A 26,321-nucleotide genomic window follows, 5' to 3' on the forward strand; every position below is an offset into this window, starting at 1 on the left:
CTCCTGCTACCAGCTGAGTCCGGTGGCTCGAGGGGACCGCGTCCGCTGCCTGCGATGGTCGTAGGCCTCGACATCGGTGAATTGCGTGGCCGCTTCGTCGGCGATCTCCGCGGGCTCGGGCGACGTCGACGGCGCCAGCGGTACCGGTGGTTCGAGCGGTATTTCTCCAGCGAAGTCGGGCATACCGTCGACCAGTTCGGAAAGCTTCGGTAGCCGGGCGCGCCGATCGGCGATGGGCGCAACCAGTTCCTCGTTTTTTCGGGTGACGACGGCTGCGGCATCCTGCGCGACCTTGGTCACCGTGCTCGCGAGCTGCTCGATGCTCAGATATTTGATGTTCGGGTGGAACTTGGTCTTGATGACGACACCATTGGCGTTCACGGTCACCGTCACCGTCTTGTCGCGCGACGTCGCCGTCCCGGTGAGTTTCGTGCGCTTGCGCTGAGCCTCGGCAATAATGCGCATCTGCTCCTGAAACGCCTCCAGGATCGAGGGCATGTCGCTCTCGTCAGGTCGTGCGTTGCTCATGCCGGCCCTTTTCACGGATCAGGTGAGACATTTTCGGTCGATCACCCGCGGCGGCCGAAACTTTCGGCTGCGGCCTGTTCGGCAGCGTGCATCCCGTCAGCGGCCTGGTATTGCCCCTGTGACATTCGGCGAAAGGATGTCGCGATGTTGCGCGTGCCGTCGTTGATACTGGCCATCGCGTCGTCGAAACCTTCACTGCCATCGCGGAACTTGCTGCCGTACTTGTCCGACCCCGCGGCGATGCTTGCCTGCGTCGCGGCGCGTTCCGCGCCGGTCACGATGCCGAGCAGGTCGACATCCGCCTGAGAAGTGTCCGAGCCCGCGATCCGGAGCTTCTCCGTGTACGCCTCGATGTCGTCTGCTGCCATGATGTGATCCTTCGCCGACTTCAATTCGCCTGCTTCAGATCATCGCAGAACATCCACCGCGCAGTGTACGAATACCTCGCGAACTGGGATCATTCGTCGCTTGCGCCGGCCACGTCGGCTCGATGGTCTCGGCGCGGGACGTCAGGTCCGCACCGAGCCGTGCCGCTGCCGAAAACGCTGCTCGAACTCGGTGATGTACACCGATGGCGCCACTGACGACGAGGACTGTTCCAGCACACCGTCGTCGGCGATGTAAAAGATGGCGCGGCCGATCGAGATCTCGCCGGGGCGTGTCGGCACGAAGACCATCCAGCCCACGGTGGTGCGCTCCGCCCGCAACTCCTCCAGCGGATAACCGCCGGTATCCATGCCCTGGTCCAGAATGTACTGGCGCACCAGGGAAATCGCCGCCTCCGCCGGCATCGGCTCGGGCAGCGTCACCGCCACTCCCGCCATGACCAGCTGGTAGAAGGCGCTGTCGACGTCGAAGCTCTCGATGTCGCCGAACACATCCGCCAGGATGCCGCGCGTGACGACGCCGAGCTCGGCCGCTGACACCAAAGCGGTCGCCGCCTGGCGCTGCCGGTCGGTCGGCTGCTCGGCCACCAATTTCGAGACCACCTGCACCACCGTATCGGTGGTCCAGATGCCAGGCACCGCGTCGCTGAGCTGATCCGCCGTCGACGACTCACCGCGGTACCAGTTGCCACCTTCCCACCAGTAGCAGAACGACAAGAGGCCATTGGCCGCGCGCGAATTCAACACCGGATTGGCCACCCACTCCGGTGCGCCCGCGTACAGCGTGGGCATCGGCTCGCCGCCGTTGTACGTGGCGTCCAACTCCGGCGCGTCCCACACACCGCCCGACAACACCCCCCGCCCACCCGGAAGGACATACAGTGTCGAACCACCGCGCTTGACGCCCTCGAACCAGCCGAGCGCGGGCAGTATTCGCGGCCCCCACTGCGATCCGACCGCTACGAACGCCGCGGCCAGCACCGCCCACCGCGACCACATCACCGGGAACGCGGGAAAGTCCCCCTCGGACAGGACTGCGCGCACGCCTGCCTCGCGATCGGCGCGCGCCTGGGCCACGGCCTCCCGCGCGGGACGCGACTGCCTGCCGCCGTGACCGACATAAGCCGCCAGCCACACCGGAAGCGAATCCCGGGGATATGCCTCGAGATCCGCGCGATAGATCTCCGGCGCGAACAGCTGATCGTCCGGGAACGGCTCGTCGCCGTAGTCGTAGTCGACCTCCATCTCCCCGGCATTGCTCAGGGTCAGCACAAACCGCCACCAGGGCCCGGCAGTGAGCTGCGCCGACAACTGCCGCTGCTGGCGAACCAGCTCGAGAACCCCCGCGGTCGGCTGGATCCGCACCGAACGCTCCTGGTCGTCGGAGAAAAAGACCTGCGCCACCTCGGCGACCGTCGTCAGCGCGAACACCGCGTTCAGCCGCGCCCAGCCCTGCGGACCCGATGCCGCCAGTTCACGGGCGATCTGGTGACCGAGTTCCTTGGCCCGCTCGGCGATATCAGGTCGGCCCGCGTCCTCGACAAGGGTGAATTCGATGTCTGGGTCGACATTGTGCTCTTGGAAGCTCGCCATGAACTCCCGCATGAAGGCGACGTCGGCGTCTCGACCTTCCGCGGTCGGTTCCGCTGGATCGCGGCCCGACCACGCCTCGCTGCCGGCCCCGCGGTCCTCGGCCTCGTCGTCTGGTCTGGTCACCCCGGCGCAATCTCCTCAGTCATCCACACGGACACACGCGAGAGGCGGTGCGCCAGTGGGCCCGAACTGTGTCACTGCCCCCATCCTGGCACAACGCCGCTCGCGACGACCGAACTTCGAAGCCGTTCGGGATCCCGGTGCGGCGGGGATCTTCTCACTGTCGACGCTCAACGGAGCGCGGGCAGCCCGCGCCGCTCCGACCGACATCGCGCCCATCGGGATGACGCGAACAGGCATGCTCGTCGGGAGACGCCCAGATCCGCACCTGTCATCGCGGTGGGAGCGGTCGGCGTCCCTCGGCGATTTCGAGGCGTCCGGTACGGACCCGCGGATTCGCCACCGGGTAGGACACGCTCAACGGCTCTGTGGCATGGCCGCGGCGATCTCGCGCCGCGAGGCCAGGTCGAGTTTCGCCAAGATACTCGACACATGCGACTGAATCGTGCGCCGCGACAGGAACATCTGCGCCGCGATATCGGAATTGGACGAACCTTTGGTGACCAGCATGGCGATCTTTCGCTCGGTATCGGTCAGGGACGCCCAACCGGATTTGGGGCGGTTGCGCCGACCGCGGACGCCCAGCCGAATGCCATATGGCCGCACGCGGGCGATCGCGCGGGCGGTGTCCCACGATGCGCCCAGTTGGCTGTAAAGCATCATCGCGGTGGCCAACCCGCGACGGGCGTCGGCCTCTCGCCCGGCCGCGGCGAGCAGCACGGCGGCGTTCTCGTATGCCTGCGCCTCGTAGAGCGGACGCCCGGACAGCCGGAATGCGGCGGCGGCGTATAAGAGAACATCGGGATCGTGATCGGCCAGACCCCGACACAGCAGTGCCGTTCCGTTCCTGGCGGCGGTCGGCTGTCGCGCCAGGAGTTCCTCCGCGCCGGTGACCACCAACCGAGCCGCCCGCGCGTCACCGACTTCCGCGGCCAGTCGAGCGATGTCCGGAAAGATGTAGTGCAACGTCGCCGCGGCCAAACCGTCTGCCAGCCGCTGATAGCTGTCGACGAGCAGTGCCAAGGCACGGTCCGGGTGGCCGCGGGCCTCCTGCGTCAACGCCGTGACCCAGGGGTGGAAATGCGCGTACCCAGTACTGCCCAAGCTGTCGTCCGGTGCGGGAATGCGGTCCGAGTCCCGCACGAAGGTACCGCGGTGCACGCCGATGAGCGCCGCCAGAATCTGCCCGACCTGTGCGTACCCGAAGGCGTCGGGCCCATCCATGATCGCCGTACATTCGGCCACCGCGTCGTCCCAGCGACCGCTCAACAAGTACAACCGCGCCTTGGAAGCCAGATTCGACGACAGGTAAGCGCCGTGTACCCGGCGGTTGCGCCCGATCGCCTTGGCGAGCACTTCTTCGGCGTCGGACAAGCGGTCGAGCTCGATCAGACAGTGCGCGTATAACGCGTACGGATCGAATTGGTCGGGCCCCGTCGCATCCGCCAAGAGGACCGGGACCCGAGCGCTCAGCTCCAGCGCCTCGTCGAGATGGCCTCGGGTGTAGCGCACCGCACCGATCGCGGTGAGGCCGTAGCTGGTGGTGAGCGGATTCCCACTGCTCGCGCCCAACGCCATCGCCTGGTGGCCGGCCCGCTCCGCCGCCTCGAACCGCCCGAGAAAGAAATTGTCAACCGCGCACATGCCCTGGAATCGGCCCGCCTCGTCGACACCGAGATCCATGGTGGCCAGCGCCGTTTCGGCGACCTCGACCGCGTCGGCCATCCGGGCCTGGGCTTGGCAAGCCTGGGCAAGCAGCCACTGTAGTTCGACCTTGTCGTTGTGCCTCGGTCGCGTCGACAGCGCCGCGCGCACCACGGCCTCGGCCTCGGGCGCGGATCCGGTCCAGAGCAGCGCCTGCGTCTGCATGCGGATAAACATCGAACGCGACCCACTGGGCAGGCCCGGGGCTCTCGTCGCGCGGTTCAGCAGCCGCACCGCCAGCTCGGGCGCTCGAACGACCAACTTGTCGGATACCGTCAGCAACCAGTCGAGGCTGGGCTGGTCCAGGTCGTTGTCGCCGGCGGACAGGTAGTACGCGACCCGTTCGATCGGCGCGTTGGTCGCCTGGAGAACCTGTCCCGCTCGTCGGAGCAGCCCGGAGCGCAGCGAGGCGGGCAACTGCTCAACCAGCGCATCGCGGATCACATCGTGGCGGAACACCAGTTCGGAGTGCACCACGGTGATCAGTCCACCGACCATCGCCTCGGCAACGGCGTTCCAGATCTCCAGGATCGGGGCGTCCAGCACCACCGCCAATTCCGCCACGTCGACGGTAGGTCCCAGCGCGGCAGCCATCGGCAGCACATCGCGCGTTCGGCGGGACAGGAAATTCAGTCGCCGCGAAATCGCGTCCGCCACTGAGGCGGACGGGCGCTCCCCCGCGGCGCTCGCGGTGGCGAGAGCGGTGTCCGCGACGACCGTGATCACCTTCTCTCGTAAGAAGGCGGCCACCAATTCGGTGAGGTAGAGCGGATTACCGCCGGCACCGGCGACCTCGCGCATCAGGTCGGGGCCCGGAGCGGCGCCGACCATATGCCGCACCAATTCCGCCGTCGCCGCCTCGGGGAGCGCACCGAGCCGGATCATCGGGGCGCGACGGTCGACCAGGTCGGTCGACAGAGCCGCGAACGCGCGGGTGCGCGGCAGTGGGCGGGCCGCGAGCACAAGAAGCAACGGCAAGCCATCGATGAGCTCGCAGAGCCGATGCAGGACCGTCAGGCTCGATGCGTCCGCCCAGTGGACGTCGTCCATGATCAGCGCGACCGGGCCGGCGGAACACCAGGCGTCGATGCGATCCAGAATCGCCTCGACGATCGCGATTTCGTGGGTCGCCGCGGCGTCGCCCGCCCGATCTCCGCTGTGCAGCAACGCGCGAATCGGATCCGATGTCGACTCGGATTCGGCGCGCTCCCCGGCGAACCAGGAGCGCACCGCGGAGAATGGCATGTCTCGCTGCAACTCCCTGGCGGCTCCGCGGCGAAGGTGCAGGTCAGCTGCCGAGTACCGGATCCCCGCTGCGTCGAGCAGCGCCGACTTGCCGATGCCGGACTCGCCTTCGACGAGAACCACGGAGCCCTTCCCCGCGGCGACTCCGGGCGCGAGTGCCATCAGATTCTCGATCTCGGCCTCACGACCGAGAAAGACCGTCGCGAAGGAATCCTGCATGTAGGTGAGCTTAGGCATCTCGGGTACACGTGGTAGGTCGGAGCCGGACGGATATTTTTACGATCCGGCAGATGTTTGCCACCCACACACCTGCCACGACTTTTCTGGCAACCTGATGTCGCGTACGTCGGGCAGGCAGAGCCGAATTGGTCATCCCTCGGTAACGCGGGAAAGCCATTGGCGCGCTGCGCAACAGCCCGAAACTCGCCCCGGTCGATGTCCTGGAAGCGCACCCAGGCCGGGAAGGTGGACGCCGACTACCTACACCATCACGGTGATTCTCGCGGCGATGTCGCCCGGTTCAACCGGAGAACAACGCGGCCTCGCCGGGTCTGGTTGCCGGTCCCTGATTGCTCAAGCCCGACCGGACGCAGCGAATTACCGATCCGACGCGCGCGACGAGCGCTGGCATGAGAAATTACCAGAGGGGAGAGAAGGATCCGCGGCCGACGGCCCGGATCATCGGTCGAAAGGATATGACAATGAAGAAGATCAGCGCGATGACGATGATGACACGAATCGCGATCATCGCGGTCACCAGCTCCGGGCTTGCCACGGTTGCGGCCGGTGTCGCCAGCGCCAGCCTCGCCAGCGACAAGACGATCAAGCGCGATGTCGCGGCAGTGGTGTGGCACCGCTGAGCGTGTCCGGTCTACATTGGGGCCGGCGTCATCGCACGTCGGCCCCGCAGATCTCGTCCAGCCCACTGGATTCAGCGGGACGGGCGTGAGCCCCGATCACATCACTTCGCACGCAACATTGCTGTCACCAATTCGGAGAGGTAGTGCGGATTGCCGTCGGCGCCCTCCACCTCGCGTAGCACGTCGGAACCCGGCGCGGGACCGACCATCGGCCGCACCGATTCCGCTGCCATCGCACCATGGCGCGCCGCACCGGATCATCGGGGCGCGACGTTCGGCGAATTCTGCCGCCGATTCGCTGTGAGAGCGCATGTGGACACCGCCGACGGTGACGGTGAGCGCCGACTTCCTTGCACACTCGCGGCGATTCTCGCAGCGGCCCCCGGCCCTCCTCGGCGACTGTGCGGCCGCTCCTGGGTGGGTTGCCGATCCCCAATGACTCTTGCGACCGGGCGCAGTGAATTGCCGCGCCAACACGCCAGATGCGCGCCGGCATGCGACATTACCGATGGGGACAGAGGAATTCGTGCCCGGCGGCCAGGCTCCTCGGTCGAAAGGATATGGCGATGAGAAAGATCTGCGCGATGACGACGAACATGGCGATAATGGCACGGATCGCGATCATCGCTGCCACCAGCACCGGACTCGCCACGGTAGCGGCGGGTGTCGCCAGCGCCAGAGTCGAAAGCGAGCGGGCGATCAAGCGCGATGTCGCAGCAGCGGTGTGGCACCGCTGAGCGAATTCGGTTGGGGCTGGCGTCAATGGACGTCGGCACCGCAGATCGCGACCCTCTCGGTAGGTTCGGCGGAGCGTCAATAGCTCGCGATCGTTCTCTTGCACAACAAAATGGCCTAGCGGGGATTGCCTGCCGGCACCGGCCATCTCGCGCGACGAGGCGGCCCAGAGCTGTCGACCATATTCCGCACAATTCCGGCGCCTCGGGGAGCGCGCCGAGCCGGCCAGGGCACTTTCCCTTGACTCGGCCTTCGGAAAGTCATCGGAGCACAGGCCGACCCTTCCCGATGAGAATCCGCACGCGGACACCTCGGCCGCGAAACTGGACGCCGAGTTTCCGCACACTCGTGGTCATTCTCCCGCCGGGCCCGACCCGACAACTGCGCGGCAATGCGGGCGGGTTGCCGATCCCTGATGACTCTCGGCCCAGCGAACGCGGCGGCCTGTCGCTCCGAGTCGCGGGGTGCGGACATGTGTGAGAAATTACACAGAGGAATAAAAGAATCCGGCGCCGAAAGGCCCGGACTCTCGGTCGAAAGGGTATGACAATGCGGAAAATCAGCGCGATGACGACGAGCATGGCGACGATGGCACGGATCGCGATCATCGCTGCCACCAGCACCGGACTCGCCACGGTAGCGGCGGGTGTCGCCAGCGCCACCCTCGAGAGCGACAAGACGATCAAGCGCGATATCACAACAGTCGTGTGGGACCGCTGAGCGTGTTCGGTCTACGTTGGGGTCGGCGTCGTCGCGCGTCGGCCCCGCAGATCCCGTCCAGTCCCGTGGATTCGGCGGGGCACGAGTGGGTGATGAATGGACACGACATCCTCGGCAAAGTCCTGCAACTGCCGATCAGCACATGGCGGTACGAGTGGGAGCCGCCCGAGGTACGTCATCTCGGTCCGATGGCACAGGATTGGCGCGCCAGCTTCGGTCTCGGCGATACCGACAAGAAAATCTACATGGTCGACGCCAGTGGTGTCGCCTTGGTCTGTATCCAGGCGCTGCACAGAGAGATTGCCGAACTGCGCGCCGAACTCGACCGAGTCCGCGGGGCGGAGCGGGAGGAATAGGCGCGGCGCGGAAGTCGACGACGCGCCGGAATCCTGATCGGCGATTGCGATCGCCGACAGCGGGCCACCACGACCACAACAGGCCCGACCACGAGCACCGACAGCCGGACCACTACGACCACAACAAATCCCACCGCGAAGGCCGACAAGCGGACTACCACGACCACAACGAATCCCACTACTGACACCATCAAGCGGACCATCGCAACCACAACGAGTCGGTGGTTCGTCCATCGACGAAGAGTGCGACCCAGCGGAGAGTAGATCCGGAGGCGGTCTGGATCTCCCCGCGTCCATTCCCGCGGCAGCGATATCCCGAGAACATCGAGCGTCACGCGAGTCGGATTTCCGCTGGTTCCCCCGAAAGATGTCGGTCCTGTTGTGGTCATGCGATCTTTGGGCTAGGTAAGCGGGCCTTGGAATCGACGGCGAACTCGCGCTCGGGGTGGGCGCGTTGGTTATTCCGCGGGATGGCGGCGTAGATCGCGGCGTCTTGTGTGTCGTGGCTGTGGTGGTCGGCGCCGTTCGACGCGGAGTAACGCAGTGCCGTGGATTCGGACGATCCAGTTCGACCATGACGGGTAGGTCGGTAGAAAACCGGTGCCGCGTCATCGACCTCAGCCCGGGCGCGTATCTCGGCCTACTTACGCGGGGAGAGTATTCTGCGATGACATAGCGTCTTTCGCCGGGCCAGCACCGCAGTGACTTCGGCAGTGACAGGAATTCATGCCACCGCTAACGATCACGGATCCGACAAACGATCGTGCCGTTCGCTGGATCCAGCACGGCGAGTCGGTGCCGCACACAGATGCTCGGTGGGATCGACGGCGATGGAACGCGACGCCCGATCCAGCACGCCGAGGAGGTGTCGCACCCCCTGAGTGCGCCGTAGGTCGCCGCACTTTCCCTTTAGGCGCGGTCGAATGGTGGTTATCGGGGAACAAACAGCAGCCACAACACTCCGCTCAGCGACCACACCGCCAGCCAACACCAACCGTCGCCGCCAGCACCGCACCCGAACGCACCCTGCGCTGATCAACTCCTCCGACACCCCATCCCAAGACAACTTTCCCCTCGAACACAGCCAAAAGGCGCCATCACAGAACAGAACAACAACCACAACACTCCGCTCAGTAACCGCACCGCCCGCCAACACCAGCCGTCGCCGGTTGACGCACTCGGGCGGTGCCGCGGGGAGAGGCTCGACCTCTCGGTAGGTGTTCGCAGGTGGGCTTCCGGATGGCAGAGCGACCGAGTTCGTGATCGGCGGTGGAGTGGGCAGGCACGGAGGCCGCGCGGTCCGAACCATTCCGGTCGCGGAAATCAGCACATCACTGGACAACGTCAATCATCAGGGGCCCTATCGCCTTTCGTCTTCGATTCGTTCGTCCGCCCATAGCTACTGTCGGCATTTCGCGGGAAGTTTCCATGGTGGCCGCATGGATTTCTCATAGTGGGGAATGAGGAGATATGTCAGACGAAGACTCGACCACGCTGCCCGGCGGCAGCTGGGGAGGTGCTTGCGTGAGGCGTGCCAATCGGCGAACATGTCGCTCGACGAGGTCTCGACGCTCATGCGGTGGTCATCGAGCAAGCTGCACGTGTGGAAAAGGGCCAATCGCCGCAGGTACGTATCGTCGATATCGAGGCGCTGTGTCGATTCCTCGACCTCGAAGGCCAGACCACCACCGCACTCGAGGGCTCGCTTTACAGGCATCGGTCAAGAGTTGGTGGCATTCGTACGATGACCTGATACCAGGCAATTTCAATTTGTACGTCGGCCTGGAATCGGGTGCACGCGAACTGACGGATTACCGGCCGGATATCGTTTCCGGACAGTCCAGACCCCTGACTACGCGAGAGCATTGAATCGCTCGTTTTTTCCGGACTCTTCCGAAGAAGAACTCGAACGGCGGATTCAACCTCGGACGCGGAGACAATCGCTGGTTACCCGGAAGAGTAGAACCCGCCACAGTTCGGGTGGTATTCAACGAAGTATCGTTGCGGTACATCGTCGGCACCCCAAAAGTGATGGCGGTACAGCTTCATCACCTGGCGAATATGCCCGCAAATGCAAGTGTCCGAATATAGCCTTTCACCGCGGGGTTTCCGGTGGAAATTGCGCCTGGACCGTTCACCATCCTGGACTTCGGTCGCGACTCGAAGGAGCGCCGAGTAGCGCCTACAGCTGTTTATGTCGCGGGCGCCATGCACCTGGAGCGCACGAAGGATGTGGAGAGGTATCGTCACGCGGACAACGTCATTCAGCAAACCACACTGGACGTTGCATCGAGCTAGAGCGTCTTACGGCATACCGAGAGGGACTATCTGGCGTGAAGGTCGGACTTGCGGAAGCCAAGTGGTACAAGAGCAGCCGTAGCGGCGGGGGAAGGACTGCGTGGAAGTCGAGTTCGTCGACCGCGGCAGCGTCGGAGTGTGGGACAACAAGAATCCGAACGGTCCGGCGCTGGTGTTCACGCAGAGTCGATGGGACGCCTGCACCACTGGTGTGCAGGACGAGGATTTCGAACTCCCGGCCTGATCGGCACTCACATCTCAGCCGTCTCGCGCTGTCCCGCCCCCACGTACAGGAGCGGGACAGCACGCCGGAGGTTGTTCAATCGCTGGGGTTCTGTCGCTCCCGCCGAGTGCGCTGTTCGGTTATCCGCCGCAGATCAGCGCGGCGCGCCGCCGCATTGGACCCGTCGAGTTGGCCTACGAAGGCAGCCCGCGCTGCCGTTACCAGATCCTCGCCGACCTCTGGGTATGCGCTGGCGATGTCGATCAGCGCAGTCTCGGTTTCGATGTCGAGACCGGTTTCCGAATGTAGGCCGCCGCCGGTGGTGACCGAGCCGAGCTCCCGCTCGAAGTTGCGCCGCAATTCGTCATCGGTGGGGTATCGGCTTCGTACCATCAGTTCTCCCGTATGTAGGTCCTGCCCGCGTTGCTGCACCCGAATCAGCACTGACAACTCGATGGGCCGCACCGTGGCGCATCGGAAGGCCGCACCGGATCGCTGCGAACGCGGACGCTTCCCGCGACCGGCGGCCCGCGACCGGAGCAACTCAGAGTAGGCCAATTCCCTGACCGATCAGCTCAACACGATGCTTGCGCGCTACCGTGTCGAACGAGACTGTCGGTCGCACGTCACCGCCGAAACTCGGTCGAGCGGTCTGCTCGCCGCGGCCCGGTCCCGGTCCGAGCCGAGAGGCCGGAGCACCATCCTTACAGCTGGTTCTACACGATCAGCAGAACAGCACTCCGCAGTTGCTATCGGACGCCGGGCCGCCATCCCACGTGGGGGGGCGACTGCGTCCCGCCGTGACCGGCAGAAGCCGCCAACCACACCGGAAACGCGGCGGCACGTGGGAGGCGGCACACCAGTGTGCCCGAACTGTGTCGCTGCCCATCCTGGGACAACGCACCCGCGGCGACCGCCGAACTTATTGTCGGCGTGCGAAATTAGCGGATCAGGAATTCGGTTCGAATGGTCGGACGGCGCCATCGGGCTGGTTCCACCCGCGCAGCGCAGCCTCCACCTCAGCCCGAACAGCCGGCTCATGCTGTCCCCACACGCGACGAGCCTCTTCGAGTTTGCCGACCATCTTGTCGATAAGCACCCGTTCCTCCTCCGCGGTCTGCTGTCCGCCAGCAATGAGCTTGGCGTAGCGCACGGACTCGACGATGACCGACTGCACCCACATGTAGTTCAGGTAGGCCTCCAGATCGCGGCGCCAGGCACCAATTGCTGCTTCGGGTTCGGCGGCCACCCATTCCGCGAGGAACGTCTCGAGTTCCTCGGGGAGATAACCCATCTTGTACACGTGCACGGCTACGTCGTAGAGCGGATCTCCGTACAACGCCCCTTCCCAGTCGAGAAACACCGTCTGCCCCGCACGGATGATCAGGTTCTTACGGTGCAAGTCGGCGTGGAGTAGTCGAGGCGGCCTCGCTTCGAGGCGGCTCCACGCATCGACAACTTTTCCGAGCGGATCCTGGGGTACTTTCAGGTCTCGGTACAGCTTGCCGAAGGGACCGCGGCTGTCTCGATACACCTGCTCGGTGACATCCGACACCCGACGCGCGAAGGCAACGGGATCATCCACGTGCGCACCGAAAATCGGCGACAGCGACCCGTACGCCACCGATCGCAGTTCGGCGAACAGCTTCGCCACATCGCGGGGCACATGAGCGGGAACCGCGGTACCACGCGGCGCGATCCGGTCCAGCAGCTCGCCATCGACAAACTCGTGGATCTGATAGGCCGGATCAATCGAGACCCAGAGCAGGCGCGGAGCCGCGCCAACGAAGGGCTCGATCGCTCGCAGCACCAAGGCCTCGTGCCACTCCCGCAGATCCATCGTGTCGGCGCCGTCGATCGCAATACGCACGATGACCTCACCGGCCGGCCCGTCGACCCGAACGTTGTAGTTGTAGTTGCCCGCCGCTGATTCGGTCCGTGCAAGAGCGTTGTCGTAGTAGGCGTCGGCGACGGTCTTTCCGAATTCGCGCCGGGCGCCGAAACCCCGCTGCCGGAACATCGTGATCAGGGTGTCGGGAGGCCGCTGGATAGACGGGAGGCGTCGGGGCGGAGACGGTTGGGGCAGCTGCGTCGGCGGTTCTAATTCGCTATACGCTGCCGCTGCCGATTGTTCCGCGTTCAGCTCGTCACCGATGACGCGCTCGCCGGACGACGGCACCCCGACGCCATCCGGGTCATTCCCGGCCGGCACGGAAGAGTCCTGCGACGCGATTCCCAAGGGCCTGTCATCGGCTTCGTCCTCGACCGAGAATGGCAGTTCACCCGACCTGGTCCCCATTCGCAGCAGGAGTTCCGCCGGGGGCGCGGCCCAGAGCCTGCGGGCATACCGCAGGTCGGTTGTGAGCCGGTCCGCGGATTCCTGGCCCGAGTCCAACGCGACCAGGGCCCTGATCAACCGGCTGATGCGGAGATAGCCATGGTAGACAATCTGGTTCGCACTGCCGAATTCGTTGCCCAGCGAGAGATTCAATGTCGCCCAGGCAAAGTCGGGGTCCCCCCACATCGCCGAACGCAACCCCGTGAAGCCGGACACTTGGCGGTCCTCGAACAGTATGTTGCTGAAGGTGAGTTCGCCGGGAATCAGCTGAGACCGATTCGACCGCAAGCCGCCCGCCAACGCCAGGATCGGCGCGAACGGCCGGTCGGGAATCGCGAACGGCCCGCCGGGAACGTCGATCTGGGCGAGCGTCTGCGCGATCCGTTCCCGGTGCCGCTCCAACAACCGCATATCCTCGTCGACGAGAGACTGCAGCAGCTGCGCGGGGGCGTCTGCCATCAGGTGGCTGTGTGGAAGCTCCGACCTGGGCACCCGTCGCATCTCCTCCAGCAATGTCTGCACCGCGGGGACGATTTCATCCACGACCAGCATCCGATCGACCGCGGACAGCGGATGCCCTGGCAGGCGCTCTTCGATGATCAGCTGCCCGGGGCCCTCATCCTGCGTCGCGTCCAGGAGAAACAGCGGGCGGGCGACCTTCCGTACGTGGTGGCGGTGCATGATCGCCAGCATCTCGGGTTCCCAGTCTTCCCAATGGCCCCTGGCCACCACCCCGGGAGAAACTTCGTGATCGGGACGATTGCCGACCACACAGAAACCGTCGCCGACTGCGACATACCAGCGGCGTGCGCTCTCGATCCGGCGGGTCGCCCCGACAACGGCAATGTCGATCACCGCCTGCGCCTCGTCGAGGTCCATCGTCAAGCCCGGGGACCCGTCCTCTCCCAGCGTCTGATAACCCTGCGCCATCGACCGCGGACCTCGGATGAGCGCGTTGGTCGGGGACATGGCCTCGTCCGCGCTCGCATTCCCGAAATGCCGCATCATCCACGTGAGCGACCGGGTCCACCCCTCAGGGTTGTCGTCCAATCGGGTGTCCTCGAGCTCCTCCATCCAGTCGCGCGCACGGTCGGGGAGCTGCACGTTCAGTGCGTCGGCGCCGGTGTGCAAGACGGTCACCTGGATGACCCGATTCCACCACGGTTCGTTGGTGCTGATCAGCATGAGCACCACCTTGCCGCCGGATTTCCGCAGCGCGGCGTCAGCCGCCGCCGCGACGGCCGCCGCCGCGGCAGTGCGTTTGTCCGGCGGCCAGACCTTCATGGCCTCGCCCACGAATTCTTCGGTCACCACCTCCGTGATGTATCGGATCGTGTTCTCGCCGTAGACCTGGCCGTCGTGACGCAGGGGCAGGGTGGCCACCGTGGGTTCAGACGCCATGTCGAGAACCTCCTGATGTCCGTGTTCCGTCGCCCTTCTGACCAGATCGGCGTCTTCCCCGGTGGACTTGCTCAACATCTCCCGCACGGCGGTGAAACCGGCCATGTACGCGGTGTCCCGACTGAGATCGGTCTCCCGTCCGAGCGCGGCCATAGTGTCGTACACCAGCTGCTGCGCATTCACTATGCCGAGCGCGATGTCCACGTTCCGGGTCATGTCGGCACTGGACAGGTAGCCGGCCATGCCCTGATGATGCAGCTTCGCCTTGTCCCACGCTCGCGGGCCCAGCAGCGACCGGAAGCCGGTCACGCCGAAGGGGGCGAGCAATGTGTTCTCCAGACCAGGGTCCCCGTGCAGCAGGGTGAATTCCTCCGGTTCCGCCGCCTCTGTCAACGTCTCGACGACATCGAACAGGGCCGCCGGGATCGCCAACCGGTCGAAGAAATTCGCCACCTCGGTGTTTTCCAGTAGTGAGTGGAACTGCCGCCGCAGTTTGTCGATGACCCACCGGAAGAACTCTCGGGTGTCTCGGTTTTCCGGCATCGGCTCCAACAGCATTGCCCGCAGCACAGATTCCGGAATCCGATCCAGCTGCCGCCACAGTTTCCGGTATCCGGCCATGACCTGTCCGCGCTCCTCGAGAGTCGAGGGGCGGCCGGGCAGCATGCTGGCGGCCACGATCGGCATCGACTCGGTCGCCACAGATCGGTCCCCCAGACACAGATCCGTCACCACGTCGTACGCACAGGGCACATTCTCCACCCCGTACTCAGCCATCACCCGCAGCACGTCGTGCTGCCGGAACACCCGCGGATACACCCCCCGGGAGGGCTTGCTCATTTGCAGGAACAGACCGCGCTCCCGCAGGGCGTAGTTGATGTTGTCGCGCCCCGGCCGCAGATCGTCGATGCGCAACGCCTCGCCGAGCAGCACCTTGGTCACCTTCCTCGACATCAGCGGACGGGGGTCACCCGTCGCGCCGAGCGGCGCGAACAACCTGGTGTGCATTTCCTCGTAGGAGATGGGTACGACCTGCTCGCTCGGCGGATCCACCGATGACGGCCGACTGGGCCGGGGGCGGCGGGTCGGAGACTGTTCGGGCAGGCGCTCGAGCGCTTCCCCTCGGGGCAGTCGCGACCCGGGTTCCCATCCGGTCAGATCGAGAGTGCTGCGCTCCGCCAGGGGCCGGCTCAACTCCGACGTCCAGTCATCGTTGGTGGGGCTCACGGCGTCGGAGGCGCCCGGACCCGATGAACTCAACACCTCGAACAATTGTCGATACTTATACTTGGTGTTCGGCTCGCCGGCGATGAACAGCGCCTGTTCATCACCCAACTGCTGTGCACGATCCAGCTGACGATAACGGGCCCGCCACTTTTCGAGACCGAATAGTGCCACGGGATCGACGTCTCGCCCCATCGCCGCTAGCCGTACCATCCATTCGTGGTATCGAGCACTTCCGGCGCGGACCATCTCCACCCAATCTTGGAATGGAGTGAAGATATCGCTGTCGAAGTCTGCTACTGCACTCGGCGGCAGTCCGTCATTCTCCAGCGACCAGTTCATGAGAATTCTCGAAACGCGACCGTTGAAATCGAAGCCGAAGGGATGTAGAGAAATAATTGTGCGCTGCAAGTACGCAGCGAGTTCGACCGGATCATGTTCGGGATCGCTCTGCATCGCGTTGTACTCTCGACACACCGACTCCAATTTATTACGGAGCCCTTCTTCGCCACGATACACGGGGTACAGGATGACCCCGTGCTCGATCAAATCTGCCGCGAATATATTGATCGCAAGGTCCGATCCCGACGAATAGCCCATCAGAGGGTGCAGCATGATATCGGCTATCCAACTCTCGCTCAGCGGACCCGGCAGTACCTCCAACCGGCGTGCGCCCTCTTGGCCGACGACAGCTGGAACGATGATGACTCCGTTGTCCCAACCATCGAAAGGCGGCGCATAATTCAGGAGTGGGTTCTCGTCGAGAGCTGATATCTGGTATTCCGTCAGCGGTTCAGCCAGGACCCCCCACCGCTTGTTCTTTCCCTTCGTCAGGGTCCCGGCGGCGTTCGGTTCGATTCGCCACGCCAGCTTCTTGTGCACTTCCAGCATGAAAGGCACGGTCAACTCACGTTTTCCGTACTGCTGGGCGAATATACGCGCATCCAAATAGCCCGCCCACTGTTTCGTCCCGAATATTCGCTCCGGGTGATCCTGGCCCGCCGCGACAGCGACCTCCCGGAATAGGTCTTCCATGTATAGCGAGACTTCGAGGAGACGGTCCGAATCCGACATGATGCGACGCGTCGTCTCGAGCGTCCGTATTTGATGCTCGATATCGGCCGAAGCGATAGGTTCGTGCTCTGCTTTGCCGGGTACGGCCGGGTCACGCCCGGGATCCGTCGGCGATCGATCGGTGCCGACAGACACCGCCGTGGAACCGCTCCCGGTTGGTGGAGTAGACCGATTTTCGGGCTGGGTTTCACCGCCATCAGTGTGTTCAGGCATGTGAACGGAGCTGTCTTCGTTCGCTTGGTCCCACCACTCGGCTAACGTCGCGCGAGCTTTTATCGCGTCCAGGTCGGAGTCGGCGGCGACATCAGCGGCGAGAGCCAATTCAGCTGCTCTGTCGATCGCTTGCCTTGCCGCAGCCAGCCGGGTGGCGTTGTCCGGTCCAGGACCTCGTGTGCCGAGGTAGGAATCGAAAGCACGGTGCGCTCGAGCCAGCGCGCGTTGATAGGCACGTTCGGGATGGATCACCGAGTCCAGCGCCAGCCACTCGTCGGGGCCCGCAGCAACCGGAACGTCCTCGACCACGGTCCCCGTTGTCATCAGACGCGCAATCTCATTATCGATCTGGCGCTTTGCCAGATCGATCGCATCCTCGCGGACGGCTTTGCCATCCTGCGTGAACGTCCCACTCATGGAGGCAATCTTGGCGAGGCGCTCCCGCAGGACGCTGATTCTTTCGACGACCATCGGCGCCGAGCGCACCGGCCCGTCCGCTGCCTGCTGCCCGGCGGTGGGCGCGTGAACTCCCCCGTCGGAATAGACAGCACGTCGCATACGCGCCAATGCTCGTTGAAAGGCACGTTCGGGATGGATCACCGAGTCCAGCGCGAGTCGCTCGTCAGGGCCGGCAGCGACGGGAACTTCCTCGAGTACCGTCCCTGTTCTCCCCAGACGCGCTATCTCGTCGCGGATCTGTTCGCTTGCCACAGCGATCGCACCATCGCTGACGACTTTGCCGGCCTGCGTGAATCTCCCACGCAGGGAGGCAATCTTGGCGAGGCGGTTCCGCAGGTCGTTGATTCTGCCGACCACATCGTCGTTCGGATCATCGACTACCAAGGCTTCGGCTTCACCCATTCGCGCACCGGATACGTCGCCATCCGATGGGGTTTGGGGTCGGCCGGGCACGCCGACCGGTGTCTCCGGGTCGTGGTGGTAGACCTCCGGACCGGAGTAGGGGAATACCGCAGAACGGAACCCGCCGCCGCGTTGCCGGTCACGATTACGATCAGCGAGACCGAGCGCTGCGTTGTCATCGAATTCGGGGACGAAATGCAGCGTGCCAGGAAGTCGTCCGCCGGTCTCGAACGTACCCCCACCACCGGGAGTATCACCGGCGGCCGGTGATTCGCCGGCTGCGGCTTCAGGTGCCTCGGAACCGCTCGCGGCGCTGGCGGTGCTGTCGTCGGCTGCGGCATCGACGCCGTCGGCGGAGGACCTGGCGGGGTCGAGCACCGTCGCCAACCGGCGGAGCGGGCGGCTCGCCAAGCGCCGTCGGGTTTCCGTGAGATGCATCGCGTTCGCCACCTCACCGGGCGTCAGTCCTTTCCAAAACCGCAACAGGAGGATCTCCACCCACTCGCGCGCTGTCTCGACATCGAACCCCTCGATATCGAACTCGACCAGCTTGACGCCGGCCACGCTCGACAACACCTCGCCGACCTGGGCCGCGGTCACACAGTCCGCGAACGGATCAACCACCGACGAACCTGGCGCAGATATGCCGCGCTCGGCAGGCTCGACGACCTGGCTCGACTCAGGTCCGGAATGCGTAGGCGGCGCCACACGCGGTGAGCCGGACGGATCCGAAGAATTCTCGGTGTTCGCGCCGTCCCCACCGATCTCACCTCCCCGCGATCCACCACCACCGGTAGCCTCGAAAACCCCGAGCCCGCGCACCCGCGCACGCACGCTTTCCCGCTTCACCTCACCCAAATGGTCACCAACACCCACGTGCTGGAACGGCAGCCCACCCCCGGCCCCCGGCCTCGCCGTCCCAGCTACATCTCCCGGCGGCAACGGGTCACCCAGTGCGACAGCCGGGCTCGGGGGCTGTCCACCAGCCGCGGGCGTGGCACCGGACACGGCTTCGGGCATCGCGTAAGGGCGCGATCCGACCCGCAGAATCTCGACAATAGTGTCGAAGGGAATTGACATGCGGCCCCAGCGGCGCCGGCATTCGACAATGGCGGTTGCGAGGTTGTCGATAATGGCTTCCTGTTGAGCCGGGGTCAAGGGGAACGTGATCAGTTTGACCATGTCGTTGATGACCCGCTCCACGACGCTGAATGCCCGATGGGTCTTCCAATTCGAGCCAGCGGTAATGCTGTCGAGGATATTCAGAGACCGGAATTCCAAGTTCGCATATTCGTAGCTGGGATCCCCGAAGCGGGCCAGCTCCCAGTCCACGAAGGCGAACTGACCGCTGGCGGTGAGGATGATATTTCCCGGGTGGAGATCGGTGTGCAACAGTTCGAACGGGACTTCCACCATGGGATATTTGCCAGAGAACAGGTGGGCGAATGGCTCGGCAGGGATGGACAAGCCCGGGAATGCCGCCTCGATCCGGGCCCGGTACTTCGCGAGGATTCGCATCGTGTGCTCGACATTGGCGCGAACGAATCCCTCGGTGTCGCTGTCTTCGGGCGAGCCGGGTGGCGGCTGCAACAGCCCTTCCGGACGCACCGGCCGCAACATGCGCCGGAGGCCCTCGACCTGGTGCACGACCAAGTCCCCCAGGCCGGCGAAATCGCTGCGCGTCAACGGGCGGCCCTCGATGTAGCGCTGGAAATACACCGTCTCGGACGCGTCCAGCGACCGTCCGCTGGGCAGCACCAGCGGCCCTTGCAGCACACCGAGAAGCTGGGTCACGCGACCCGGATCGACATGCGGGTTGATCGCTTCCAGTACATTGTGTTCGGCATAGACCCGCCGGTCTACGCCCACGAAGTCCTTCAGCTCCCGCACCAGGACACCAGGATCGTCCGCTGTCGACTGGACTCTGCGTAGGCGATTGTTCAAGCCTTGCATCTCTTGACCAGGCAATGCATCCGCGAGCTCGAGGATCGCGACCATCTCGTCGCGAGTCATGACCGCACCGGATGCACTGCCGAAGGGGCGGTAGGTGTGGAATGGCTTCAGGCCATGGGCGAGTACCGACCTCCGCCCCGGGCGCGCGACCGCCGGAGCACCGGAATCAGTAGGACCGGACATACTCGATCCGGGCGAATCCTGCCCGGCGGCCGGCGGCACCGTGAGTGCGGCGAGTACATACCCGTGCGCCACGACGTACCGACCCGACAAGACCTCGGGTAACGGCGGATCGACGATGGTCCGACTCTGAGTGTTCAGGTGTATCCGGAAAGTGCCCGCCGTCGGGTCACCGATGTCCGGAGCGATCGTGATGCGGACGTCTGGGTTGCGGTTGACCACCCCGTACAGCAGATCGGGTAGCGCGTTCCGGACACATAGTTTGATGGCGAGCAGCGCCGCGTCCCACGACACATCGGCGTGGTGACCGACCTCGGCAAGCCATTCCAATTCCGCGGTGTCCAGGTTCGCCCGCCGCCCGCGGTCGGTGAGCGGTCGGTTGAACCACAGACCGACTCCGATCGACCGCGCCTGCCCCACGTCCGCCGCCACGGCCACGTAGTACTTTGCGTCGGGAACACTCTCGTCGGCGGTGTCGTAGCCCCCTGCCACGTTGCCGACCACCCCGTTCGGCCACATCGGGCACCCCCACTGGTCGGGCAGAAGGGTCTGGTCCGGTCGGCCGAGCAAGGGCAACAGCCGGTGTGCACTGGTCCACAGGTTGGCGGCCACCCCAGAGTTCCCGTCCCAGGGGTCCCAGTGCGACCGCAGCGCGATTGCTTCGAGAGGCGGCAACTCGTTGTCCGGGACATCGCCCCAGAACTCGACACCACGCGCACCCGCCGGCAGCACCTTGTCGAGCAACGACAGCCGCGCTGTGACGGACTCCGCCGCCGACTCGAATATCACCGCCGATGTGATCGGCCCACTGGGCGATCCCGATTCGGAAAAGCCTGTTTCGCCGTCCTCCGCCGGCGGCGACGGAACATCGGGTTCGGCCCCCGCTGTCGCGGCCGGTCCACCAGACTCGGGCGTGGCACCGGAGGCGGCGTCGGGAACAGCATAAGGGCGCGATCCGACCCGCAGAATCTCCACGATGGTGGCGTAGTCGAGTGGCTTCAGGCCCCAGTGAAACCGCTGGGATAGGTGAATAGCCAGGGCGAGATTCTCGATTATGGCGTCCTGCTGCGCCGTTGTCAGCGGGTGCGTGATCAGTTTGATCAGGTCGTTGATGACCCGCTGCGCGTCGATGTACGCGTCATAGGTGCGTGAGTTGGGGCCAGCAGTCGCGTTGTCGACCATGTTGTCACCGGGCTTGTAATTCAGGTTCGCCCATTCGAGGCCGGGATCGCCGAAGTGTCCCAGTTCGAAGTCCACGACCGCGATCAGACCGCTGGAGGTGAGGATCATATTCGACGGCCCGAGATCTCCGTGCAAGAACTCGAAAGGAACCTCCACCATGGGATACCTGCCGGAAAACAGGAAGGCGAACGGCTCAGCGGGGATGGTGATGCCAGGGAATGCGGCTTCGATCCGGGCTCGGTACTCCGCCAAGAGGCGCATCGGGTGTTCGACCAGGTAACGGACGTATCCCTCGGTGTCTCCGTCGGCGGGCGAGCCAGGCGGCGGCCGCAACAGCCCTTCTGGACGCACCGCCCGCAACTGGCGCCGCAGTTGCTCGACCTGATCGACCACCAAGGACCTCAGCCAGTCGCGATCGACATCGATCATAGGGCGACCCTCGATGTAGCGATGGAACTGCACCGTCTCGGAAACGGCAAGCAATCGTCCATCCGGCAGCACGCGCGGCCCGGTCAGCACGCCGAGAAGCTGAGACACTCGGTCAGGTTCGACGTGCGGATTGATCGCTTCCAATATGTGATGGTCCGGGTAGACCCGCCGATCGACGCGCACCGAATTCTTCGTCTCCCGCACCACGAGATCCCCGTAGCGATCCCGGTAGCGGCGAAGCCGATTGTAAAACCCTTGCAGCTCTGGTTCATTCGATCGCCGCGTGAGCTGATAGACCGCGAGCATCTCATCGACGGTCATGACCGGTCCGGACGATCCGCCGAGCGGCCGGTACATCCTGACATCATGGGCGAGAGCCGAATTACCGCTGGTGGGGGCCGCGCGTGTCGAAGTTCCCGCAGGAGAAGGACCGGCAGTCCTCGGTCCGGCCGGCGACCGGCCTCCCGCCGGCGGCACGGTGATACGGGTGAGTACATACCCCTGGTCGACGACGAACCGACCATGCAAGACGGCGGGCAATGGCGGGTCGACAGAAGCACGTTCGCGGGGCTCGAGGTGTACTTGGAAGTTACCTGCGGTCGGATCGTCGTCGTCCGGGGCGACCGTGACAGGGAACCCGAGAGCGATCGACCGCAACATCTGCTGGGCGCACGATTTGGCAGAGAACAACACAGTGTCCCAACACACATCGGCATGATCACCGATCTCGGTGAGCCAATCCGCTTCCGCGGTGGTGAAGTGAGCCTGCCGTGCCCGGTCGCTGAGCGGCTCGTTCTGCCAGACATGCACGCCGATCGACCGCGCCTGCCCCGTGTCGGCGACGACGGCAACATAGTATCTGTCCCCGGAAATGTCCTTGTCGGGCCGGAGATCCCTGGCAATGCTGCCAACCACCCCATCCGGCCACATCGGACGGCCCCATCGATCGGGCAGGAGAGTCTGGACCGGTCGGCCCAGCAGACGCAACGCCGCACGCGCACTGGCCCAGACGTTGGCGGCAACCCTCGATTCAGTGCTGCTCCAGGGATACCAGTTACCTCGCAACGCAATTACTTCCAACGGCTGCAACGCGTTGTCCGGAACATCGCCCCAGAATTCGACACCACACGCACCTTCCGGCAACGCCCGATCGAGTAGCGACCGCCGGACTGTTGTGGTCGACTCCGCCTGGATTTCCGGTTGTGGGTCTTCCGGCTCTGAATGGTTCGTACGGCTGTCCGATTCAGGCGCACCCGGTTCGTCTCGCGCGGCGGACTCGTCGGCCGGCGATCGCTGCGCCAACACCTCCGAATCCGTTCGATCCGCTGATTCGGCATCGCGAGAACCGCTGCCGGGTCGCTCCACCGCGTCCGCGTCCCCACCGCTGTGGGCGGTCACCAGTCCCAGATCGAACCGGTTATACGGTTTCGCGATCGTCAGGTCCAACGGCTCAACAGACGGCAGGTCCAGGTCGGGGCCGAACCGAACGGAAGGTTTCTCGACCGTGCCATCCGTCGGACCGGCCGAGGACTGGCCGCGCGCCGCCAACCCGTCGGTGGGATAACCGGTACTCGTCGTGAAGGCGACCACTCCTGGATTCCGCCCACCAGGAATCGGCGCGATCGTGGAATCCATCCGACCTCGCGCCTGGTGCTCATCGAGCCCCATCACAGCCGCCAGATCGGCGCGGCTCGACGGCATCCCACCCCTCGCGGGACGGGCCGGTGTCTGTGCCCCGCCAGAAGCAGGCTCCGCAATAGTCGACGAACCTGTTTCGGTATCAGGGGCGCCGACTGTCCGTCCGGGTTCCGCACTCGATAGCTGCTCGTCCAGCTCGAGATCACCGTGGTCGACCCGCGCTTGAATGGCGAACAACGCGCGATCGAAGACCGGGGCGTCGAAATCCCGACTTAGCCGATCGGCTATGGCGTTCGATATCGGCGGTTGCGGCTCTTGCCCGCCGCGAACCCAACCATACGATCCGATGGCGCCGATTTCCCCGAACCCCGCAACCTGCCGACGTAGTCGCCGCGGCTTCGCGACACCGTCCAGCGACTCGTCGAAAACCTCGGGCCCCGTACCCGTTCGGGTCGCGATCCGGTCGGGTGCAGGCGCAGAGGTTTCATACGACGATGTGGTGGCGCCGAGACCGCTGTCCCCGTCCGGCGTCGCGTCGTCGGGCGCATTATCGCCCGCGTCCGACGCGTTGCGCCGGTCCGGCGCCGGCGCAACCCCAGCCCCACTCGAAGGACCGGTCCTAGGTGCCGGTCCAGGACCCGATGGTCGCGCGGAGCCGCCATCGCCCTCCTCATCGTCGGGACGCTCGGTCTCGTCGACCGATGCACGCAGTCGCGCTCGATACGCCACGTCGGCGTGTGGACCTTCAGAAGCCCGCGCGCCGGGTCCGTTCCCGGATATGTCGTCGCCGATCGGACTCGACACCCCGGAGTCGGCAGCGCCTCCGCCATCCTCCGGAGTGGGCACTGTGGGGTCCGTACCGCGTCCGCCGCCCGGTCCCGCCTCGTCGATGACGAACCAGAGGGTGGTGGAGCCGTCCGGGTTGGTAGTCATGCCGTGGTCGTCGCTCGACCACGCCAACTGTCCGCTATTCAGCAGCGATCGATCGTGCGCCGCGGCTATCGCCGCGGCAGCGGGCCGCACCGCGGTGCGCTTGTCGGTGAAAGAGATCCGCAGCCGACGGGCCCCCGGCTCGCCCGTGACAGCGATGTCGATGACCACCGTCTCAGGGGAGACCGCGGCGACATCGACGTTGATGCGACTGTAGATCATGCTGTGACAGACATTGAACGCTTGCACGATCGACGTGATGTGCGGCAGTGGCCACCCTTCCCGGACCAGCTGAAGAATCACCTCGTTGCGCTCGTCGACGAACATCCCGTCGATTTCCCCGAAACGAGTGCCCGGGTAGCGCTGGTTCGCTATGAGCACGCGCACAACTTCTATCAGTTCAGAAGCCGCCATCTGCGCGGCGTATGGTTGCCCCATCGCGACTCGGGCATCGGTGATCGCGACAGCCAGCGGATAGGCAAGGCGCAGCAGTGCCGAGGAATCGACAGCGTCACCCTCGGCCAGTAGCCGATCCGCCATCCGAATGAGATCTATCACCACTCGGGATTTTTGAAGAAAGTCGACATACGGTTGCAGGCGCTGCCATTCTCCCGATCCGGGAAGCATATTGCGCTGCAATAGGATGGCCAGTTGGAACGACAGGGGGCCGTATTGCGCCAAACCCCAGTCCAACAGAACTCGGCCCTCGTGCACGTTGCCCGGGATCGGATCGCCATGCAGCAGTCCGAAAGGCTCCGGTCGTACGCCCGACAGATCCAGACCCTCGGTCAGCGATTCAGGCAACCCAACCAGGTCGAAGAGCATCCGATACAACGGTATTTGCCGATAATGTTGGAAGGCGGTTTCCAAAACCTCGTAGTGCATGCGTAAGAATCCGGCGGCGTCGGGCGCCTCCGGATACCCCTCGGGCAGCAATGCGCGCAGCTCGTCGGTCAGCGGCACCGCGGCGATCTTCTCGAGTAGGTCTGTGAGCCAATCGATGACCGCCGTATCGTTCCAATCCGTCATCGGTTTGCCGGGTACGGTGCGATCGATCGATCCCTCGTCATCGACGTAGAGCCGATGCACTACCTCCTTGTCGAACCCCGCCGACACCACCGCGGCCAACACCGGAGTGTCGTCCGGGAACACGATCAATTCCAACGGCGGAGCGTCGGTGTCGATCTGTTTGGCCATGCGGACGGCCCATCCACCTACAACGTAGACATCGTGGTAATTGCCGGAGAACCGGGTACCGTGCTCGACGACGACGGCCCGTACCGCCGCGGCCTGGTCGGCAGTCAGGAACGGTAGCCGCTCGTCAGCGCTACCGAAATACCGCAATCTGCTCGGCCAGGGCAGACCTGCCAGCGCAGCGCCGACCGCGGTGACGACCGGAGGCTGCGGTTCCGGCTCCACTTCGGGCCGCAGATAATCGTTCACCAGATCCAGCAGCTGTCCCGGTCGCAGATCCTCCCGCTGACCCGGCAACAGATTCCGCGCCTCGTTGCAGGCCCGCCACGCCTTCTGTTCCAGTTCGACCGCACGGCGCACCGCCAAGCTACCCGCGCCCACGGCATCGATCAGACGGATGGTCTGGCGCAGCGCCTTCGCCAGGCGGATTCGGTCTACGTAGGGCCGCAGATGCGCGGGAATATTTCGATCGCGGCGGGCCACCGCGATAAGGGCTTCCTGATAGTCCGGTGGACCGTAGACGACATCGTCCCAATCCGGCAGGATGACCGCCCCATCGACGACGATGATATCGCGGTCCTGAATACCGCCATAAAGGAACCGGCACTGCTGCTCACGCAGCAGTTCGTAATCCGGCTCCACATCGAGAAGCGACGGCTGAAAACCTAGTTCGGCCAACAATTCTGGATGCTGTTCCAGAGCGGAACGGAGAAATTCGCGATCCTGGTGGTGGTACTCGCGGAGGAACTCCTCAGCCGACGTCGGCCATCCCGTTCGTGCCGGAATACGGCTCGGCGCAATCTCGGCCAACTGCTGGTCCACCACCGCCAACCCGGGTAAGACCATGGGGGCATAGCCGGTTGCGGTCACTGTGCCGGCATAGGTGCGGACATCGATATCGCCGTACTCGTCGGTGTAGATCCGGTGCGGCGCGGC

Annotated in this window: 13 protein-coding genes and 1 pseudogene; 8 read left to right on the plus strand and 6 right to left on the minus strand. The window is 64.8% G+C overall.

Annotation, left to right across the window (positions count from 1 at the left end; genetic code table 11):
• Positions 1-6: 6 nt before the first annotated feature.
• From AB0C34_RS18710 to AB0C34_RS18725, 4 genes are all read right to left on the minus strand, one after another.
• Positions 7-528, minus strand: coding sequence for a YbaB/EbfC family nucleoid-associated protein (locus AB0C34_RS18710; protein ID WP_357074075.1), 522 nt, complete (start codon positions 526-528; stop codon positions 7-9).
• A gap of 41 nt (positions 529-569) precedes the next feature.
• A complete protein-coding gene (locus tag AB0C34_RS18715; protein ID WP_357074078.1) occupies positions 570-896 on the minus strand; it encodes a hypothetical protein in 327 nt (108 codons plus the stop codon).
• 141 nt (positions 897-1,037) lie between these two features.
• Positions 1,038-2,630 (minus strand): hypothetical protein, encoded by a 1,593-nt coding sequence (locus AB0C34_RS18720; protein ID WP_357074080.1) that lies wholly within the window; start codon positions 2,628-2,630, stop codon positions 1,038-1,040.
• 354 nt (positions 2,631-2,984) lie between these two features.
• Positions 2,985-5,795, minus strand: coding sequence for an AAA family ATPase (locus AB0C34_RS18725; protein ID WP_357074083.1), 2,811 nt, complete (start codon positions 5,793-5,795; stop codon positions 2,985-2,987).
• Positions 5,796-6,145: 350 nt separating this feature from the next.
• On the opposite strand from AB0C34_RS18725, the gene AB0C34_RS18730 reads away from it, so the two are divergent.
• Positions 6,146-6,436, plus strand: a complete 291-nt coding sequence (locus AB0C34_RS18730; RefSeq protein WP_357074086.1) for a hypothetical protein — start codon at positions 6,146-6,148, stop codon at positions 6,434-6,436.
• 101 nt (positions 6,437-6,537) lie between these two features.
• Here the strand turns inward: AB0C34_RS18730 and AB0C34_RS18735 are convergent, their stop codons facing one another.
• Complete coding sequence (locus AB0C34_RS18735) at positions 6,538-6,669, minus strand: hypothetical protein (protein WP_357074089.1); 132 nt, start codon at positions 6,667-6,669, stop codon at positions 6,538-6,540.
• Between the two features lie 333 nt (positions 6,670-7,002).
• On the opposite strand from AB0C34_RS18735, the gene AB0C34_RS18740 reads away from it, so the two are divergent.
• From AB0C34_RS18740 to AB0C34_RS18770, 7 genes and pseudogenes are all read left to right on the plus strand, one after another.
• Positions 7,003-7,173, plus strand: coding sequence for a hypothetical protein (locus AB0C34_RS18740; protein ID WP_357074092.1), 171 nt, complete (start codon positions 7,003-7,005; stop codon positions 7,171-7,173).
• A gap of 565 nt (positions 7,174-7,738) precedes the next feature.
• Positions 7,739-7,891, plus strand: a complete 153-nt coding sequence (locus AB0C34_RS18745; RefSeq protein WP_357074095.1) for a hypothetical protein — start codon at positions 7,739-7,741, stop codon at positions 7,889-7,891.
• Positions 7,892-7,983: 92 nt separating this feature from the next.
• Positions 7,984-8,247: a tail fiber domain-containing protein gene (locus tag AB0C34_RS18750; RefSeq protein WP_357074098.1), complete on the plus strand. Its 264-nt coding sequence runs from the start codon at positions 7,984-7,986 to the stop codon at positions 8,245-8,247.
• A 1,579-nt stretch (positions 8,248-9,826) separates the two neighbouring features.
• Positions 9,827-10,000 (plus strand): hypothetical protein, encoded by a 174-nt coding sequence (locus tag AB0C34_RS18755; protein ID WP_357074101.1) that lies wholly within the window; start codon positions 9,827-9,829, stop codon positions 9,998-10,000.
• Positions 10,001-10,034: 34 nt separating this feature from the next.
• Positions 10,035-10,190: pseudogene (locus AB0C34_RS18760) on the plus strand (Scr1 family TA system antitoxin-like transcriptional regulator); the annotation flags it as partial.
• Complete coding sequence (locus AB0C34_RS18765; protein WP_357074121.1) at positions 10,117-10,338, plus strand: Scr1 family TA system antitoxin-like transcriptional regulator; 222 nt, start codon at positions 10,117-10,119, stop codon at positions 10,336-10,338. The pseudogene AB0C34_RS18760 and the gene AB0C34_RS18765, both read left to right, overlap by 74 nt.
• Before the next feature lie 307 nt (positions 10,339-10,645).
• Positions 10,646-10,789, plus strand: coding sequence for a DUF397 domain-containing protein (locus tag AB0C34_RS18770; RefSeq protein WP_357074104.1), 144 nt, complete (start codon positions 10,646-10,648; stop codon positions 10,787-10,789).
• Between the two features lie 75 nt (positions 10,790-10,864).
• Here the strand turns inward: AB0C34_RS18770 and AB0C34_RS18775 are convergent, their stop codons facing one another.
• Complete coding sequence (locus AB0C34_RS18775) at positions 10,865-11,161, minus strand: hypothetical protein (RefSeq protein ID WP_357074107.1); 297 nt, start codon at positions 11,159-11,161, stop codon at positions 10,865-10,867.
• Positions 11,162-26,321: the final 15,160 nt, after the last annotated feature.

Origin of the sequence: Nocardia sp. NPDC049220, assembly GCF_040647855.1 — a bacterium.
Lineage (GTDB): Bacteria > Actinomycetota > Actinomycetes > Mycobacteriales > Mycobacteriaceae > Nocardia.

Excerpts from the sequence above, each read along its gene's own strand:
- AB0C34_RS18750 (WP_357074098.1), top strand. The coding sequence starts at position 7,984 with ATGAATGGACACGACATCCTCGGCAAAGTCCTGCAACTGCCGATCAGC.
- AB0C34_RS18745 (WP_357074095.1), top strand. The coding sequence starts at position 7,739 with ATGACGACGAGCATGGCGACGATGGCACGGATCGCGATCATCGCTGCC.
- AB0C34_RS18735 (WP_357074089.1), bottom strand. The coding sequence starts at position 6,669 with ATGGCAGCGGAATCGGTGCGGCCGATGGTCGGTCCCGCGCCGGGTTCC.
- AB0C34_RS18710 (WP_357074075.1), bottom strand. The coding sequence starts at position 528 with ATGAGCAACGCACGACCTGACGAGAGCGACATGCCCTCGATCCTGGAG.
- AB0C34_RS18715 (WP_357074078.1), bottom strand. The coding sequence starts at position 896 with ATGGCAGCAGACGACATCGAGGCGTACACGGAGAAGCTCCGGATCGCG.
- AB0C34_RS18775 (WP_357074107.1), bottom strand. The coding sequence starts at position 11,161 with ATGGTACGAAGCCGATACCCCACCGATGACGAATTGCGGCGCAACTTC.
- AB0C34_RS18740 (WP_357074092.1), top strand. The coding sequence starts at position 7,003 with ATGAGAAAGATCTGCGCGATGACGACGAACATGGCGATAATGGCACGG.
- AB0C34_RS18725 (WP_357074083.1), bottom strand. The coding sequence starts at position 5,795 with ATGCAGGATTCCTTCGCGACGGTCTTTCTCGGTCGTGAGGCCGAGATC.